Genomic DNA, 14902 nt, shown 5'->3' on the forward strand with positions numbered 1-14902 from the left:
CGCGGATCTTGGGCGCGGAGCGCGGGGCGCGAGGCGCGGGGCGCGAGGCGCGAGGCGAGCGGGCTCAGTAGGTGACGCGGTACCAGTGTTCGGTTTCGCCGGGTAGGCGCACCAACCGCACCTTGGTGCCGCCCGGGTGGTCGAACATGCGCACCCCGTCGCCGAGCAGCACCGGGGCGAAGAACATGAGGACCTCGTCGAGCAGCCCGGCCTCGATGCACTGCTTGGCCACGTTCGCGCCGAGGACGTTGACGTACTTGTCCCCGGCGGCCTCCTTGGCCTGCGCGACGGCGCTGTGCAGGTCACCGACGAACGTGACGTCGGCGGGTGGCTCGGCCGGGGGTCGGTGGGTGAGGACGAACACCGGCCCGTGGTACTGGCCGCCGAATGCGCCTTCGCTGTCGGTGCCCCGGTTCGGGTCGTCGCCGCCGAAGGTGCCGTTGCCGGCCAGGATCGCGCCGACACTGTGCAGGAGGCGTTCCGCCGTCGGGTTCTCGCCCCCGAGGTGGTCCGTCAGCCACGACATGTCACCGCCCGGGCCGGCGATGTAGCCGTCGAGGGACGCGGTCGCCGAGTACAGAACCTTGGCCATCAGCCGAGGGTACGGCGCACCGCCCCACAACGCCGCCCGGATCGAGCCCGGGCGGGCCCGGATCGAGGCCGGGCGGGTCAGGCGGGGACGGGCTGTTCGGCGCGTACCGCCGTGGTTTCCGCACGGGCGATGGGCCCGGCGGGGAGCGCGGCGACCCCGGCCGCGACGGCGACCGCCGCTCCAGCGAACAGGAACGCCCAGCGGACGCCGCCGGCGTGGTCGACGATCAGGCCGGCGACCGAGCCGCCGGCCGCGCTCGCGGCGACCGCAACGGTGACGACCCAGGTGTACGCCTCGTTCAGCATGCCGGCGGGGGCGATTCGGCCGACCAGGGTGTTCTCCAGGGTCAGCGCGGGCGCGATGGTGGCTCCGCCGACGACCAGCGCGACACCCAGGGCCAGTGGGGTGGGCATCACCGAGAACACCGCGAAGGTGCCGGCGAGGGCGGCGAGGAGCAGGGCGAACTGGCGGGTCATGTTCGGTGCCGGCTTGCGGACGCCGAACCAGACGCCGCCGGCGGCGCTGCCGAGCCCCCAGACCGCGAGGAGAAGGCCGGCCAGGCTCTCCGGGTCGTCGGTGGTGTGGCCGCTCGCGTACGCCGGGACGATCACCCCGGCGGCGCCGAACGCGATGCCCAGCCCGGCCACGCAGACCAGCAGGGCCGGGAAGCCGGCGACCCGCAGCGGCCCGAGGCCTCGGGCGTGGTGTTCCTTGGGGTGCGGCTGCCAGCCGCGCATGACCTGGCCGAGGGCCACGGCGGTGGTGCCAGCCAGGGTGACGACTGCCGCGCCGATCAGGGCGGCTGCCGCGTCGGCGACGAGGACGAAGCCGGCGACCAGCAGCGGGCCGAGCACGAAGACGATCTCGAAGAGCGTGGTCTCGGCGGCCAGTGCGGTGTTGCGGAGGGCGTACCGGCCGGAGTTGGGGCCGGTCAGGTCGTTCCAGGCGCCTCGGATGGCGGCGGTGAGCGGCGGGTACGTGGCACCTGCGACGCCGCTGGCGAGGTAGATGACGGCCAGCGCGTCGTCGCCCGAGCGGCTGGCGAGCAGCAGCCCGGTGAGCGCCAGGGGGTGGGCCACGGCGGTGACCAGCAGGACAGGGCTGGGGCCGACCCGGTCGGCGATCCGCCCGGCCACCGGGCTGAGCGCGGCACCGGCCACGGCGTAGATCCCGCCGGCCACGGCGGCCAACGAGTATCGGCCGGTCACCTGCTCGACCACCAGGAGCAGCGCCAGCGGGGTCATGCCGATCCCGAGCCGCCCGATGATGCCGGTGATCAGCAGCATCGGCGCGCCGGGGATTCGCCAGACTCCCAGGTACTGACGCAGCGCGACCACGGTGGACCTCCTGAGGATGTAATGAGCGTGGACCGTTTACGACCCTAACGGCACGGTGCGACGGCAGACAGCGGTTATCGCCCTCGACACAGCAGTCCGCCCGTACCCGGGCGACCGGGTACGGGCGGATGCGTCGATCAGTGGGTCAGCGCTGGAACTGCACCGGCCCGGAGTTGCGGGCCATCTGCTCCAGCCGGGCGACCCGGTCCTCCATCTTCGGGTGCGTGGCGAACAGCGCCGCCACGCCACCGCCCCGGAACGGGTTGGCGATCATGAGGTGTGCGGTGCTGGTGAGCTGGCCCTCGGCCGGCAGCGGCCGACGCCGGGCCACCGCGTCGATCTTGCGGAGCGCGCTGGCCAGGGCCAGCGGGTCGCGGCTCAGCTCGGCGCCCGAGGCGTCCGCCTGGAACTCGCGGCTCCGGCTGATCGCCAACTGGATCACGGTCGCCGCGATCGGGCCCAGGATCAGGGTCAGCAGCAGGACGGCCGGGTTCGGCCGGTCCTCGTCGTCCCCACCGCCGATCGGGATGAAGAAGGCGAGGTTCGCCAGCAGGGTGATGATGCTGGCCAGACCCGCAGCCACGCTGGAGATCAGGATGTCCCGGTTGTAGACGTGGGACAGCTCGTGCCCGATCACACCGCGCAGCTCGCGGTAGTCGAGGATCTCGGTGATGCCCTGGGTCACGCAGACCGCCGCGTGCTGCGGGTTACGACCCGTGGCGAACGCGTTGGGCTGTGCCGTGGGGCTCACGTAGAGCCGGGGCATCGGCTGCCGGGCGTCGGCCGCCAACTCACGCACCATCCGGTACAGCTCGGGGAACTGTGCCTCGGTGACCGGTTGTGCCCCCATCGAGCGCAGTGCGATCTTGTCGGAGTAGAAGTAGGAAACGCCGTTCATGACCAGCGACACGACGACAGCGATGACCAGGCCACCACTGCCACCGAACCAGTAGCCCACCGCCAGGATCAGGGCGCTGAGCAGGCCAAGCAGCGCTGCGGTCTTCAGACGGTTGTGGTGCACGATCTCTCCTTCGGTGCACGGATCGCCGGGATCCGCTGACCGGTGCAACAACCCGGTACCCGCCAACCATCCGTTACAACGCTGAGAGTTGACTGAGACTGCGCCGCAGGTCAGGTCGGGTCAGCGGCCGGCGACGTCGAGCACCAACTGCGGGGCGACGCCGAGGACCACGGCGGCCACCGTCGCCACCGCCAGCACCACGGCCACCACACCCACCAGGGGTACGGCCGCAACGCCCCCACCACTCGCGGTAGCAGGAGCTGCCGGCGTCCAGAGCGCGGCGGTCACCCGCAGGTAGTAGGCGAGACCGATCACGGCGTTCAGGGCCACCACGAGCGCCAGCCAGGCCGCACCACCATCCAGTAGCGCCCGGACCACCGTCACCTTCGCGAACAGGCCGGCGAGCCCCGGTGGCAGGCCGGCCAGGCCCACCAGCGCGAGACCGAGCGCCGCCGCCCGCCACGGGTGCCGGCGGGCCGCCCCGCGCAGGTCGTCCAGCGTGCCGCCGTCGGCACCGGTCGGGCGCAGCGCGGTCACCCCGGCGAACGCGGCCAACTCCAACACCACGAAGAAGACGGCGTACGCCACAGCGGCGGCGTACGCGGCGGACCGGGCGTCGTCGGTGCGGCCGGCGGCCAGCGCCAATGCCCCCAACGGGGCGAGGATGTAGCCGGCCTGCGCGACGGACGACCACGCGAGCAGCCGGACGGTACGCCGCTGGCGCAGCGCGACCAGGTTGCCGACGGTCATGGTGAGCACCGCGAGGACGGCGAGCACCGGGCCGGTCTGGTCCGCCGGTAGTGCTCGCTGCACCACGGCGAGCAGGGCGACCAGGCCACCCAGTTTCGACGCGGTGGACAGGTACGCGGCCACCGGCAGCGGCGCGCCGTCGTAGGTGGCCGGCGCCCACGCGTGGAACGGCACCGCCGCCACCTTGAAGGCCAACCCGACCAGCAGTACCGCCACCGCCGCGGTGGTCAGTGGCAGGTCCCGCAGCTCCGGCCGGTCGGCGAGCGACGCGCCCAGCCGGTCCAGGTGCAGCCCACCGGTCACCGCGTACAGCAGGGCAGCGCCGAGCAGGGTCAGGGTGGTGGCGACCACGCTGACCACGAAGAACGTCACCGCCGCCTCAGCGCTGGCGAGACTGCCCCGACGCAGGCCGACCAGCACGTACAGCGGCAGGGTCAGCGTCTCCAGGGCGACGATCAGGGTGATCAGGTCACCGGCCGCGCCGAGCACCACGCCGCCGGTCATCGAGCAGGCCAGCAGGAAGCAGTATTCCCCCACCGGTGACCGACCGGCCCGTAGCGCGGGTACCGACAGCCCGAGCACCCCCACGGTGAGCAGCGCGACCACCACGCCGATCAGGGCGGCCCGGCCGCCGAAGATCCAGGAGCAGTCGGCGCCGACGCAGAAGGTCCGCCGTTCACCGCCCACGCCGACCACCGCCGAGCCGACGGCGGTGCCGAGCGCGCCCACCGCGGCCGCCACGATCGTGGCTCGTGGCCGGGCCAGGATCAGGTCGGTGAGGAGCACGAGTACGGCGGTGCCGGCGGCCAGGTAGGCCGGGAGCAGCGCGACGCTGTCCACGCTCTGCACACCAGTCATGGGAGGACCACCCCGATCAGGGCGTCGACGGGGGCCTCGGCGACGCCGAGGACCAGCGCCGGGGCCAGCCCGATGGCCAACGCGAGCAGCACCAGCGGAACCCAGGCGGTCAACTCCGCGCCGGCCAGGCCGGGACCGACCTGCCCGACGGCGGGGCTCGGACGGTTGTGGGTGACCTGACGCAGCAACCGCAGGAAGTACGCGGCAGTGAGCGCCCCGCCGATTGCCGCCAGCACCCCGAGGGTGGTCCAGAGCGGGCCGCCCACCTGGACGGCAGCGACCACCGCGAAGGCCTCACCCCAGAAGCCGGCCAGCCCGGGCAGGCCGAGCGACGCGATGGCCGCGAACGCGAGCAGACCGGCCAACCGGGGCGCGGTCTCGCGCAGCCCGGACAACTCGGCGAGGGCACCAGTGCCGGTACGGTCCTTCACCGCACCGGCCAGGAAGAACAGCAGACCGGTGATCACACCGTGTGCGACGTTGCCGATCAGCGCCGCCTGGATGCCGGTGGTGGTCAGCGTGGCGACCCCCAGTAGCACGAAGCCCATGTGCCCCACGCTGGAGTACGCGATCAGCCGCTTCACGTCGACCTGGGCCAGGCACACCAGCGAACCGACCAGGATCGCGGCGACGGCCAGCACGCCGAGCACCGGCGCCGCCCAGCGGGCACCATCCGGCGCCACCCCCACCGCCACCCGGATCAGACCGTACGTGCCCATCTTGAGCAGTACACCGGCCAACACGACACTGCCCACCGTGGGTGCCTGCGTGTGCGCGTCGGGCAGCCAGGAGTGCAACGGCCACAGCGGGCTCTTCACCGCGAACGCCACCGCGAGCAGTGTGAACGCGGCCAACTGGGTGCCCCGGGACATCCCCGCGCCACCCGTCAACGCCACCAGGTCGGCGGTGCCGGCGGCGGCGACCACCACGTACACGCCGACCAGCAGCAGCACCGAGCCGAACAGCGTGTAGAGGGCGAACTTCCGGGCCGCCCGGCGGCGCTCCGCGCCACCCCAGCCGGCGATGATCGCGTACATCGGGAGGAGGACGATTTCGAAGAAGAGGAAGAACAGCACCAGGTCCAGGGCGAGGAACGTCCCCAGGATGCCCACCTCGACCACCAGCAGCAACGCGACCAGCGCCCGGCCACTGCCGCCGTCCGGCACCCGCCACATCGTGTACGCGCAGCACAGCAACGTGAGCAGCGCGGTCAACACCACCAGCGGCCACGAGATGCCGTCGACGCCCAGGTGGAAGCGCAACTCCAGACCCGGCACCCAGGACCGGTCCAGTTCGTGCCACGGGCGCACCGCCGGGGCGTCGGCCGACCAGATGTAAGCGTCCGGACGGCCGAACACCAGCGGCACCGCGGCCAGCAGGGTCAGCGCCGCAGCGACGGTGCCGACCAGCCGGGCCGCCCGATCCCGGGGCGTCGCCACCACCGCGACCGCGCCGAGCGCCGGCACCGCCAGGACAGCGACGAGCAACACCTGCCCGAACGTCATTGGGTAACTCCGATCAGGGCGGCGGCCAGGCCGATCAGCAGCGCGCCGGCCAGGACGCCGGCGGCGGCCCGGGGCAGCGCCGCCCGGTGCAACGCGGCCAGCCCCGCGCCCAGCGCGGACGCGGCCCGACCGCTGCCCTCGACAGCACCGTCCACCACCACCTCGTCCGTCGTACGCGTGGCGCGGGCCAGCGCCCGGACGGGGCGTACGACAAGTGCGTGCTGGACGTCGTCGAGCCGGAACGCGCTGGCGAAGACCGGCCGCAGCGGACCCAGCGTGGTCGCCGGGTCGGCGGTCGGATCCCGCCGCCAGCGCAGCGTCACCAGCCCGGCGCCGACCAGCAGCAACACCAGCGGCAGCAACAGCCCCGGGCCGAGGTGGACAAGGCCGTCCTCGGAGCCGGCCACCGGCACCGTGGGGAAGCGCAGGCGGTCGGCGAACACCCCGACGAAGCCGGCCAGACCGAGCAGAGCGGCGGGTACGGCCAGCAGCAGCACCGGCCAGCGCAGCAGTGCCGGCGGGTCGTGCGGTTGGACCAGCGGCAGGCGGGGTGCCCCGAAGAAGGCGCGCAGCAGCAGGCGACCGGCGTACCAGGAGGTGATCGCCACGCCGAGCAACCCGGCCAGCCACACCATCCAGCCCACCCAGGACGGCGCCGGGCCGGTGCCCTCCAGCGCTGCCGATTCGGCCACCGTCAACACGCCGTCCTTGCTCCAGAAGCCGGCGAGCGGCGGCACCCCGGCCAGCGCGCCCAGGCCCACCACAGTGCACCAGAACGTCACCGGCATGCTCCGGCGCAGCCCGCCCATCTCCGACATCAGTGTGGTGCCGACCGCGTGGATGACCGCGCCCGCGGCGAGGAACAACAGCGCCTTGAACGCGGCGTGCGTCAGCAGGTGGAACAGCGCCGCCGACGGGGAGCCGACGGCCAGCGCACCCGTCATGTAACCGAGCTGGGACACCGTCGACCAGGCCAGTACGCGTTTGATGTCGTCCTGCGCGGTCGCGGCGAACGCGCCGAGCAGCACCGTGATCGCTCCGACCACCCCGAGCACCGTCAGCGTCACCGGAGCGTCGGTGAACAGCGGGTAGAGGCGGGCCACCGCGTACACCCCGGCGGCGACCATCGTCGCGGCGTGGATCAGCGCGGAGATCGGCGTCGGGCCGGCCATCGCGTCCGGCAGCCAGGTGTGCAGCGGGAACTGCGCGCTCTTACCGGCGACCCCGGCGAGCAGCAGCAGACCGGCCGCCGTCAACGTCGCGCCGGAGTGGTCGTGGGCGAGCACGTCGGCGATCCGGAAGCTGCCCGTCGACACGCCGAGCAGCGCGATGCCGAGCAGGAACCCGACGTCACCGACCCGGGTCACCAGGAACGCCTTCATCGCCGCGGCGGGAGCGCCGGGCAGTCGGCGGTCGTGGGCGATCAGGAGGTACGAGCAGAGGCCCATCACCTCCCAGCCGACCAGCAGCATGATCAGGTCTCCGGCGACCACCACCAGCAGCATGGCGCCCGTGAAGAGGCTGATCTGGGCGGCGTACGAGGGGTAGCGGTGGTCGACGTCGATGTCGTCGTGCGGACCGCGCCGCAGGTACCCGATCGAGTAGACCTGCACGGCCAGGGCGACAGCCGTGACCGCCACCGCGACCAGCGCGGCGGCACCGTCCAGCCGTACGCCGAGGGTCACCGTCAGCCCGCCGAGGTCGACCCAGGTGGTCGAGGTCTCCGTCGGCCCGTCGACGGTCAGCAGCAGCGCGACGGCCAGCGCCAACGCGCCGGTCGCACCGGTCACGCCGAGCGCGACGGCGGCCTGCCGGGCCCGGCCGCCGCCGGTCGTGTCATCGCGACGCGGGGCCGCCGGCAGCAGCAGGCCGGCCAGGCCGGCGGTGAGCGGGACGGCGGGCAGCAACGCCCCGAGCAGCCCGGTCACCGGCTCGCCTCCGTGTCCAGGACGGCCGTCTCGCGCCCGTCGGCGGTCTGCGCCGGCTCGGTCAGCGGCACGTCGTCGACAGCCACTGTGGCCCGCAACCGGTAGAGCTGCAGAACGATGGCCAACCCGACGCCGATCTCGGCGGCGGCGAGGACGATGACGAACAGCGCGAAGACCTGCCCCGAGTGCGGGAGCACGGCGCGGGCGGTGCTGTCCGCGGTGACCAGGATCAGGTTGACCGCGTTGAGCATCAACTCGACCGACATCAGCACCAGCACCGCGTTGCGTCGGCGAAGTACGCCGTAGACGCCCAGCCCGAACAGCAGCGCGGCGGTGACGTACGGGATGACCGGCCTCACCGGCGCCCCCCGGGCTCCGCGTCGGCCAGCTCGGTAGGTGCCGCCGTCGCACGGCTGGGCGGACGGCCGATGTCCGGTCGGGACAGCACGATCGCACCCACCAGGGCGGACAACAGCAGCACGGAGAGCACCTCGAACGGCAACACCCAGGACTGGAAGATCTGCTCCCCCAACCGCTCGGCGGTGCCCGTGTCGGGCAACGCGACGGTGCTCCAGCGGTACGCGTCGACGAGCAGTGCGGTCAACCCCAGGCCGGCGCCGCCACCGATCAGGGCGGCCGGCCAGCCCGGCCGGTCCAGGTCGTCGGAGGCACCGATCGGCGCCCGGGTCAGCATCACCGCGAACAACAGCAGGACCACCACCGCACCCACGTAGATCAGCACCTGTACCCAGGCCACCAACTCGGCGCTGAGCACCAGGAAGTCACCGGCCAACGCGCCCAGGCACACCACCAGGTAGAGGCCGGCACGGACCAGGTGTCTGGTGGTCACCACAAGCACACCGGCACCGACCGCCACCGCGCCGAGGGCGAGCAGCAGCACATCCGCCCCGGTCACCGGAACACCTCCCCGGCTCGGGCGGTCACGACGCCGAGTCCTGGTCGGCTTCGGCGCGTACCGATGGAGAAGCCGGACGGGCGGCGGCGGCCTTGCGCGCGGCGGCCGTCTCCTCCTTGGCCGGCTCGCCGTTCGGGTCGTGCGCGGGCGGTGGCGGCACCGTGGCCATCCACTGACCGAGGTGGTCCTTGTCGTGCAGCAGGTCCTTGATGTCGTACTCGGCGTACTCGAACTCCGGCGACCAGTAGAGCGCGTCGAACGGGCAGACCTCGATGCAGATACCGCAGTACATGCAGAGCGAGAAGTCGATGTCGAACTTGTCCAGCACGTTGCGCTGCCGGGGGCGGGCGGCGCCGGGCACCGCCACCTCCTCCTTGTGGGAGTCGATGTAGATGCACCAGTCCGGACATTCGCGCGCGCAGAGCATGCAGACCGTGCAGTTCTCCTCCGACAACGCGATCACACCCCGCGAGCGGGGCGGCAGGTCGGGGGCGACGTCCGGGTACTGCTGGGTGGTCGACCGGCTGGTCATCGTCTTGAGGGTGACCGCCAACCCCTTCACCAGGCCCGCGCCGGGCAGGCCCCCGCGTTCGCTGGCGCCACCGTGCTCGCTGGGGTCGCTCATGTCGACCATCCTGCCCTGTGGCCCCGGCGCGCGCGACCACCACCCACAGGTCGAGGGCGGTACGGTGGTCGTGGGGAGAACGACGCACCTGGAAGGACCTGCCATGACCGCCGCGCTGCAGAGCGACTACCCGCCCGAGAGCGAGTGGACGACTGACGATCTGGATGCGCTGCCCGAGGATGGCCGCCGCCGGGAACTGCTCGATGGAGTGCTGCTGATGTCCCCCTCCCCCACCCGTACCCACCAGAGCATCGCCATGCGCCTGGGTGCCGCGCTCGACGAGGACTGCCCCGACGGCTACGACGTGACCCAGGCGGTCGAGGTGCGGATCAACCGCACCCGCTCCTTCATCCCCGACGTGCTGATCACCACGGCTGCCGCGGCGGCTCGCGAACCGTCGAAGTACGAGCCGCACGAGGTCGTCGTGGCCATCGAGATCGTCTCGCCCAACACCCGTTCGATCGACCGGGTGTTGAAGCCGGCGCTGTACGCCCAGGCCGGCATCCCCTACTACTGGCGAATCGAGACCGAAGGTGGCGAGCTGGAGGTCGTGACCTACCGGATCGACGCGGTGAACGAGGTCTACACCGAGACCGGGCGGTGGACGAAATTCGTCGACACCGGCGAGCCCTTCCCGATCAACCTGCCGATCAGCCGGATCACGCCCCGGGCCCGCTGACGGCTGGGGGCAGCATCTCGACGCCGAGTTGTTGCAACAACTGGAACAACTCGTTGCAGCTCCACACCTCGACGATCCGGCCCGCCGCGTCGAAGCGCAGGAACGTCGCGCCCGAATAGCTCACCACCTGACCGGTCGGCGGCACCGGCCCGAACTGCCCTACATGGGTGCCGGCCGCCCGCCAGTGCACCGCCACCCGCTCGCCGGCCGCCACCACGTCCACGATCTTGTAGCGCAGGTCGGGGAAGGCCGCCCGGCGCTCACGATGCCAGGCCAACGTCGCCTCCGGGCCGGTGCCGCCCAGCCCCGGGCATTCCTCGGCCACCAACTCGTACGCCGACTCCTCCCGACGCGCGTTCCACACGTCGGCGATGAACCGCCGGGCCGCCGCCTCCACATCCGTCATGCCGGCGAGGGTATCCGGGCTCACCGCGTCGATCGGTCGGAGATCGGTAAGGATGGGGTGCAGGGCAGCAACACGACCGGGAGGCTGACGTGGGCGAGGAAACAGGCGGCAAGTACGTCGAGCCGGGTGGCGAGTTCACCCGCGACCAGCGGTACATCGCCACGCGGATCACCAAGGACGGACGCGACGGGTACCCGGTGGAACCGGGCCGGTACCGGCTGGTGGTCAGTCGGGCCTGCCCGTGGGCCAACCGCCTGATCATCGTGCGACGGCTGCTCGGCCTGGAGGACGCCCTGTCGATGGGGGTGGCCGGCCCTACCCACGATGCTCGGAGCTGGACGTTCGACCTCGACCCGGACGGCCGGGACCCGGTGCTCGGCATCGAGCGCATCCAGGAGGCGTACTTCAAGCGCTTCCCCGGCTACGAGCGCGGCATCACCGTGCCGGCGATCGTGGACGTGCCGACCGGGCAGGTGGTGACCAACGACTACGCGCAGATGAGCCTCGACCTGTCGACGCAGTGGGTCGCGTACCACCGCGACGGCGCGCCGCAGCTCTACCCCGAGCACCTTCGCGCGCAGATCGACGAGGTCAACGACGTGGTGTTCCGGGACGTCAACAACGGCGTCTACCGGTGTGGTTTCGCGGGTAGCCAGGAGGCGTACGACAAGGCGTACCACCGGCTCTTCGACCGGCTGGACTGGCTCACCGAGCGGTTGACCGACCAGCGTTACCTGGTCGGCGACACCATCACCGAGGCGGACGTGCGGTTGTTCACCACGCTGGTCCGCTTCGACCCGGTCTACCACGGTCACTTCAAGTGCAACCGGCAGAAGTTGAGTGAGATGCCGGTGCTGTGGGCGTACGCCCGGGACCTGTTCCAGACCCCCGGTTTCGGCGACACCATCGACTTCGACCACATCAAGCGGCACTACTACGAGGTGCACCGCGACATCAATCCGACCGGGATCGTGCCGCTCGGGCCCGACCTGTCCAACTGGCTCTCTCCGCACGGCCGGGAGTCGCTGGGTGGCCGCCCCTTCGGCGACGGCACCCCGCCCCCGCCGCCGGTCGAGCCGGTCGACCCCGCCCACACCCCGCTGCGCTGAGCGACCGACCCATCTCGCGCCGGCTCGTCGCCAAGATCCGCGCAACATCAGGGTTGTTGGTGTCTCCCGCCCGTCGGAGGCAGCAACATCCGGGAAGTTGCGTGGATCTTGGGCGATCGTCCGGCGCGGGGCCGGTGATCGCGCAAGGTCACAGGGCGATGCGGACCGCGGCGGTGAGGACCAGTTGCCCGAGGGACGCCGGCACCAGCACCAGCCAGCAGAGCCGTTGCAGCTGGTCCTCACGCAGCCGGGGGTAGGACACCCGGAGCCAGATGATCACGAAGGACACGGCGAAGATCTTGAGTAGCGTCCAGAGCCAGCCGAGCTGGTCGTCGGCGAACGGGCCCTGCCACCCGCCGAGGAACAGCACAGTGGTCAGCGCGGCGATCACCACGATGCCGACGTACTCGGCGAGCAGGAAGAACGCGAAGCGCAGTCCGGTGTACTCGGTCATGTAGCCGAAGACCAGCTCCGAGTCGGCCACCGGCATGTCGAACGGCGGGCGGCGGATCTCGGCCAGCCCGGCGACGAAGAAAATGATCATCGCGGGCGCCTGCCAGAGCAGCCACCACGGCTGCCACGCCTCGACGATGCCGGAGAGGCTGAGCGTGCCCGCCGCCATCGCCACCGACGCGGCGGCCAGCACCAACGGCAGCTCGTAACCGAGCAGCTGGGCGGCTCCACGCAGGCCACCGAGCAGGCTGTACTTGTTCGCCGACGCCCACGCCGACATCAGCACCGCCACCACCCCGACGCCGACCACGGCCAGCACGAAGAACAGGCCGATGTCCAGAGGTTGCCCGACCAGGTCGTTCGGGCCGAGCGGAATGACCAGCAGCACAAGCAGGTAGGGCACCAGCGCCACCGCCGGGGCCAGCCGGAACACCGCCCGGTCCGCCTCCCGCGGGGTCACGTCCTCCTTCTGCACGAACTTGACCCCGTCCGCGACCAGTTGGGCCCAGCCGTGGAAGCCGCCCGCGTACATCGGGCCGAGACGCCCCTGCATGTGCGCCATCACCTTGTGCTCGGCCTGGCCCACCAGCAGCGGCAGGGTGAGGAACGCGACCACCACCCCGCCGATCCGGAGCACCAGCTCCACCCAGAGCGGCATCAGGTCGTACCCCCGTCGTGGTCGGGCCGGTCGTCGCCCGCCGCCGGCCCGGGCGCGGCCGGGTCGGTCGGTGCCGGGCCTGCGCCGGGTGCGGCCCGGTCGGTCGGTGCCGGGCCTGCGCCGGGTGCGGCCCGGTCGGTCGGTGCCGGGCCTGCGCCGGGTGCGGCCCGGTCGGTGAGCGCCGGGCCGTCGTCACCGGCGGCAGGCCGGGGAGTACGCGCCGGACGGGCCCCCGGGGCGGGCCGCGCCGGACGTTCGCCGGCCGGCCTGGCCGGGGTGCCGCCACGCGGGCCCTCCCCCACACCACCCGCGCCGGCCGGGGTGGGCGTGGTGCCCCACTCGCCCGGTGCGGGAACGCCCGGGGGGCGGATCGGCCGACGCCCGCCGCCGGCCTCCGACTCGCCCGGTTCCTTCGCGCCCGGCCAGGGCTTGGCCACCCGGGACGCGAGCACGAACTCCTTGCGCAGCGGGTGCCCCTCGAACTCCGGAGGCAGCAGCAGCGGCCGCAGCTCCCCGTGGCCGGCGAAGTCGATGCCGAACATCTCGTGGGTCTCCCGCTCGTGCCAGGCGGCACCCGGGTAGACGTCGACGACCGAGGCGACAGTGGCCGCGCCGCGCGGCAACCGGGTACGCAGCAGCACACCGTGGCGCAGCCGCGTCGACCATAGGTGCGCCACCACGTCGAAGCCCTCCGCCAGCTCGTCCACGGCGGAGAGCCAGTCGAAGAAGTCGCAGGCCAGCTCGGTGTCGTCGCGGGCCGCGCGGACAGCGGCCAGCCAGTTCGCCGGTGGCACGTCGACTGTGGCGCGGGCGAACCGTTGCCCGCCGGAGACCGACGGGGTCACCTCGACGGGCGCGAGCAGCGCGACCAGCCGAGCGCCGACCTCTTCGGGAGTCATGCCGCTGATCCTAGTGCCGCCCGCACCCGCACCTGGTCGCCGCCGATGCCCGGCGATCTGCCTGCTTTGGGCGCGGCGCGGCCCTCGGCGGGGAAGGATGAGGGTGTGCGCGCTGTGACTGTGAGGCCCGGGGTGGCCAACTCGCTGAGCCTCGTCGAGGACCATCCGGAGCCGGATGCCGAGGACGGCTCCGTCCTGGTCGAGGCGCTGGCGGTCGGCATCTGCGGCACGGACCACGAGATCATCGCCGGGGACTACGGCGAGGCGCCGCCGGGCGCGGACCGCCTGATCATCGGGCACGAGTCGCTGGGCCGGGTGATCGAGGACGCGAGCGGCACCCTGCAACCCGGCGACCTGGTGGCCGGGATCGTCCGGCACCCCGACCCGGTCCCCTGCCCGAACTGTGCGGTCGGCGAGTGGGACATGTGCCGCAACGGTCAGTACACCGAGCACGGCATCAAGGCGCTACCCGGGTTCGCCCGTGACCGCTGGCGGATCGAGCACCCGTACGCGGTCAAGCTCGATCCGGCGCTGGCCCAGGTCGGCGTGCTGTTGGAGCCGACCAGCGTGGTGGCGAAGGCCTGGGACCACATCGAGCGGATCGGGCACCGGGCCGAGTGGCAGCCGCAGACCGTCCTGGTGACCGGGGCCGGCCCGATCGGGTTGCTGGCCGCGTTGCTCGGCACCCAGCGTGGGCTCACCGTGCACGTGCTGGACCGCAACACCGAAGGGCCGAAGCCGGAGCTGGTCGCCGGACTCGGCGCCACCTACCACACGGTGCCGGTCAACGAGCTGCCGTTCGAACCGGACGTGGTGATCGAGTGCACCGGTGCGCCCACCGTCGTCCTCGACGTGATGTGCAAGGCGGCGCCGAACGGGATCGTCTGCCTCGCCGGGGTGTCCAGCGGGGGCCGGACCATCGACTTCGACGCCGGGGCGCTCAACCGGGCGCTGGTGCTGGAGAACAACGTGGTGTTCGGCTCGGTGAACGCCAACCGGCGGCACTGGAGCATGGCCGCGCAGGCGCTCGCCCGCGCCGACCAGGTCTGGCTCGAATCACTCGTCACCCGTCGGGTGCCGGTGAACCGGTACGCCGACGCGTACACCCCCGGGCCGGACGACATCAAGGTGGTGCTGGAGTTCGCGTCCTGATCGGCGACCCGCCG

14 protein-coding genes and 1 pseudogene are annotated in these 14902 nt (G+C 72.3%); 3 read left to right on the top strand and 12 right to left on the bottom strand.

Translation table 11 applies throughout. From position 1 onward, the window contains the following. Window positions 1-64 precede the first annotated feature (64 nt). The 9 genes from O7631_RS01815 to O7631_RS01855 form a co-directional block, all read right to left on the bottom strand. Window positions 65-592 carry a dihydrofolate reductase family protein gene (locus tag O7631_RS01815; RefSeq protein WP_278142719.1) on the bottom strand — a complete coding sequence of 176 codons (528 nt, stop codon included), beginning with the start codon at window positions 590-592 and terminating at the stop codon, window positions 65-67. Window positions 593-669: 77 nt separating this feature from the next. Further along, a complete protein-coding gene (locus O7631_RS01820) occupies window positions 670-1929 on the bottom strand; it encodes an MFS transporter (protein ID WP_269682291.1) in 1260 nt (419 codons plus the stop codon). 145 nt (window positions 1930-2074) lie between these two features. Beyond that, on the bottom strand, window positions 2075-2950 hold the full coding sequence (gene htpX, locus O7631_RS01825) for a zinc metalloprotease HtpX (RefSeq protein ID WP_269682290.1): 876 nt from the start codon (window positions 2948-2950) through the stop codon (window positions 2075-2077). A 120-nt stretch (window positions 2951-3070) separates the two neighbouring features. Beyond that, window positions 3071-4558 (bottom strand): proton-conducting transporter membrane subunit, encoded by a 1488-nt coding sequence (locus O7631_RS01830; protein ID WP_278142720.1) that lies wholly within the window; start codon window positions 4556-4558, stop codon window positions 3071-3073. Continuing rightward, window positions 4555-6063 carry an NADH-quinone oxidoreductase subunit M gene (locus tag O7631_RS01835; RefSeq protein ID WP_278142721.1) on the bottom strand — a complete coding sequence of 503 codons (1509 nt, stop codon included), beginning with the start codon at window positions 6061-6063 and terminating at the stop codon, window positions 4555-4557. The genes O7631_RS01830 and O7631_RS01835 overlap by 4 nt, the downstream gene beginning before the upstream one ends. Next, a complete protein-coding gene (locus O7631_RS01840; protein WP_278142722.1) occupies window positions 6060-7991 on the bottom strand; it encodes an NADH-quinone oxidoreductase subunit L in 1932 nt (643 codons plus the stop codon). Before O7631_RS01840 ends, O7631_RS01835 begins: the two co-directional genes overlap by 4 nt. Then, entirely contained in the window at window positions 7988-8350 is a 363-nt protein-coding gene (gene nuoK / locus O7631_RS01845) for an NADH-quinone oxidoreductase subunit NuoK (protein WP_278142723.1), read from the bottom strand. Before nuoK ends, O7631_RS01840 begins: the two co-directional genes overlap by 4 nt. Then, window positions 8347-8907 carry an NADH-quinone oxidoreductase subunit J gene (locus O7631_RS01850; RefSeq protein ID WP_244311550.1) on the bottom strand — a complete coding sequence of 187 codons (561 nt, stop codon included), beginning with the start codon at window positions 8905-8907 and terminating at the stop codon, window positions 8347-8349. The genes nuoK and O7631_RS01850 overlap by 4 nt, the downstream gene beginning before the upstream one ends. A 25-nt stretch (window positions 8908-8932) precedes the next feature. Beyond that, entirely contained in the window at window positions 8933-9541 is a 609-nt protein-coding gene (locus tag O7631_RS01855; RefSeq protein WP_278142724.1) for an NADH-quinone oxidoreductase subunit I, read from the bottom strand. A gap of 94 nt (window positions 9542-9635) precedes the next feature. On the opposite strand from O7631_RS01855, the gene O7631_RS01860 reads away from it, so the two are divergent. Then, entirely contained in the window at window positions 9636-10211 is a 576-nt protein-coding gene (locus O7631_RS01860) for a Uma2 family endonuclease (protein WP_278142725.1), read from the top strand. On the opposite strand, the gene O7631_RS01865 is transcribed toward O7631_RS01860, so the two are convergent. After that, the gene (locus tag O7631_RS01865; RefSeq protein WP_278142726.1) at window positions 10192-10617 is read right to left on the bottom strand and encodes an ester cyclase; all 426 of its coding nucleotides are present in this window, start codon (window positions 10615-10617) and stop codon (window positions 10192-10194) included. The two genes, O7631_RS01860 and O7631_RS01865, sit on opposite strands and share 20 nt — an antisense overlap. Before the next feature lie 89 nt (window positions 10618-10706). On the opposite strand from O7631_RS01865, the gene O7631_RS01870 reads away from it, so the two are divergent. Further along, window positions 10707-11726, top strand: coding sequence for a glutathione S-transferase C-terminal domain-containing protein (locus O7631_RS01870; RefSeq protein WP_278142727.1), 1020 nt, complete (start codon window positions 10707-10709; stop codon window positions 11724-11726). 148 nt (window positions 11727-11874) lie between these two features. Here the strand turns inward: O7631_RS01870 and O7631_RS01875 are convergent, their stop codons facing one another. Further along, the gene (locus tag O7631_RS01875) at window positions 11875-12837 is read right to left on the bottom strand and encodes a complex I subunit 1 family protein (protein WP_145778856.1); all 963 of its coding nucleotides are present in this window, start codon (window positions 12835-12837) and stop codon (window positions 11875-11877) included. Between the two features lie 332 nt (window positions 12838-13169). Next, window positions 13170-13736, bottom strand: a pseudogene (locus tag O7631_RS01880) (NADH-quinone oxidoreductase subunit C); the annotation flags it as partial. A 105-nt stretch (window positions 13737-13841) separates the two neighbouring features. Between O7631_RS01880 and O7631_RS01885 the strand changes: the two are divergent. After that, complete coding sequence (locus O7631_RS01885) at window positions 13842-14888, top strand: glucose 1-dehydrogenase (protein WP_278142728.1); 1047 nt, start codon at window positions 13842-13844, stop codon at window positions 14886-14888. Window positions 14889-14902: the final 14 nt, after the last annotated feature.

This window comes from Micromonospora sp. WMMD967 (assembly GCF_029626165.1).
Taxonomy (GTDB): Bacteria; Actinomycetota; Actinomycetes; order Mycobacteriales; family Micromonosporaceae; genus Micromonospora; species Micromonospora taraxaci.

Excerpts from the sequence above, each read along its gene's own strand:
- O7631_RS01860 (WP_278142725.1), top strand. The coding sequence starts at position 9,636 with ATGACCGCCGCGCTGCAGAGCGACTACCCGCCCGAGAGCGAGTGGACG.
- O7631_RS01815 (WP_278142719.1), bottom strand. The coding sequence starts at position 592 with ATGGCCAAGGTTCTGTACTCGGCGACCGCGTCCCTCGACGGCTACATC.
- O7631_RS01855 (WP_278142724.1), bottom strand. The coding sequence starts at position 9,541 with ATGGTCGACATGAGCGACCCCAGCGAGCACGGTGGCGCCAGCGAACGC.
- O7631_RS01875 (WP_145778856.1), bottom strand. The coding sequence starts at position 12,837 with ATGCCGCTCTGGGTGGAGCTGGTGCTCCGGATCGGCGGGGTGGTGGTC.
- O7631_RS01865 (WP_278142726.1), bottom strand. The coding sequence starts at position 10,617 with ATGACGGATGTGGAGGCGGCGGCCCGGCGGTTCATCGCCGACGTGTGG.
- O7631_RS01830 (WP_278142720.1), bottom strand. The coding sequence starts at position 4,558 with ATGACTGGTGTGCAGAGCGTGGACAGCGTCGCGCTGCTCCCGGCCTAC.
- O7631_RS01835 (WP_278142721.1), bottom strand. The coding sequence starts at position 6,063 with ATGACGTTCGGGCAGGTGTTGCTCGTCGCTGTCCTGGCGGTGCCGGCG.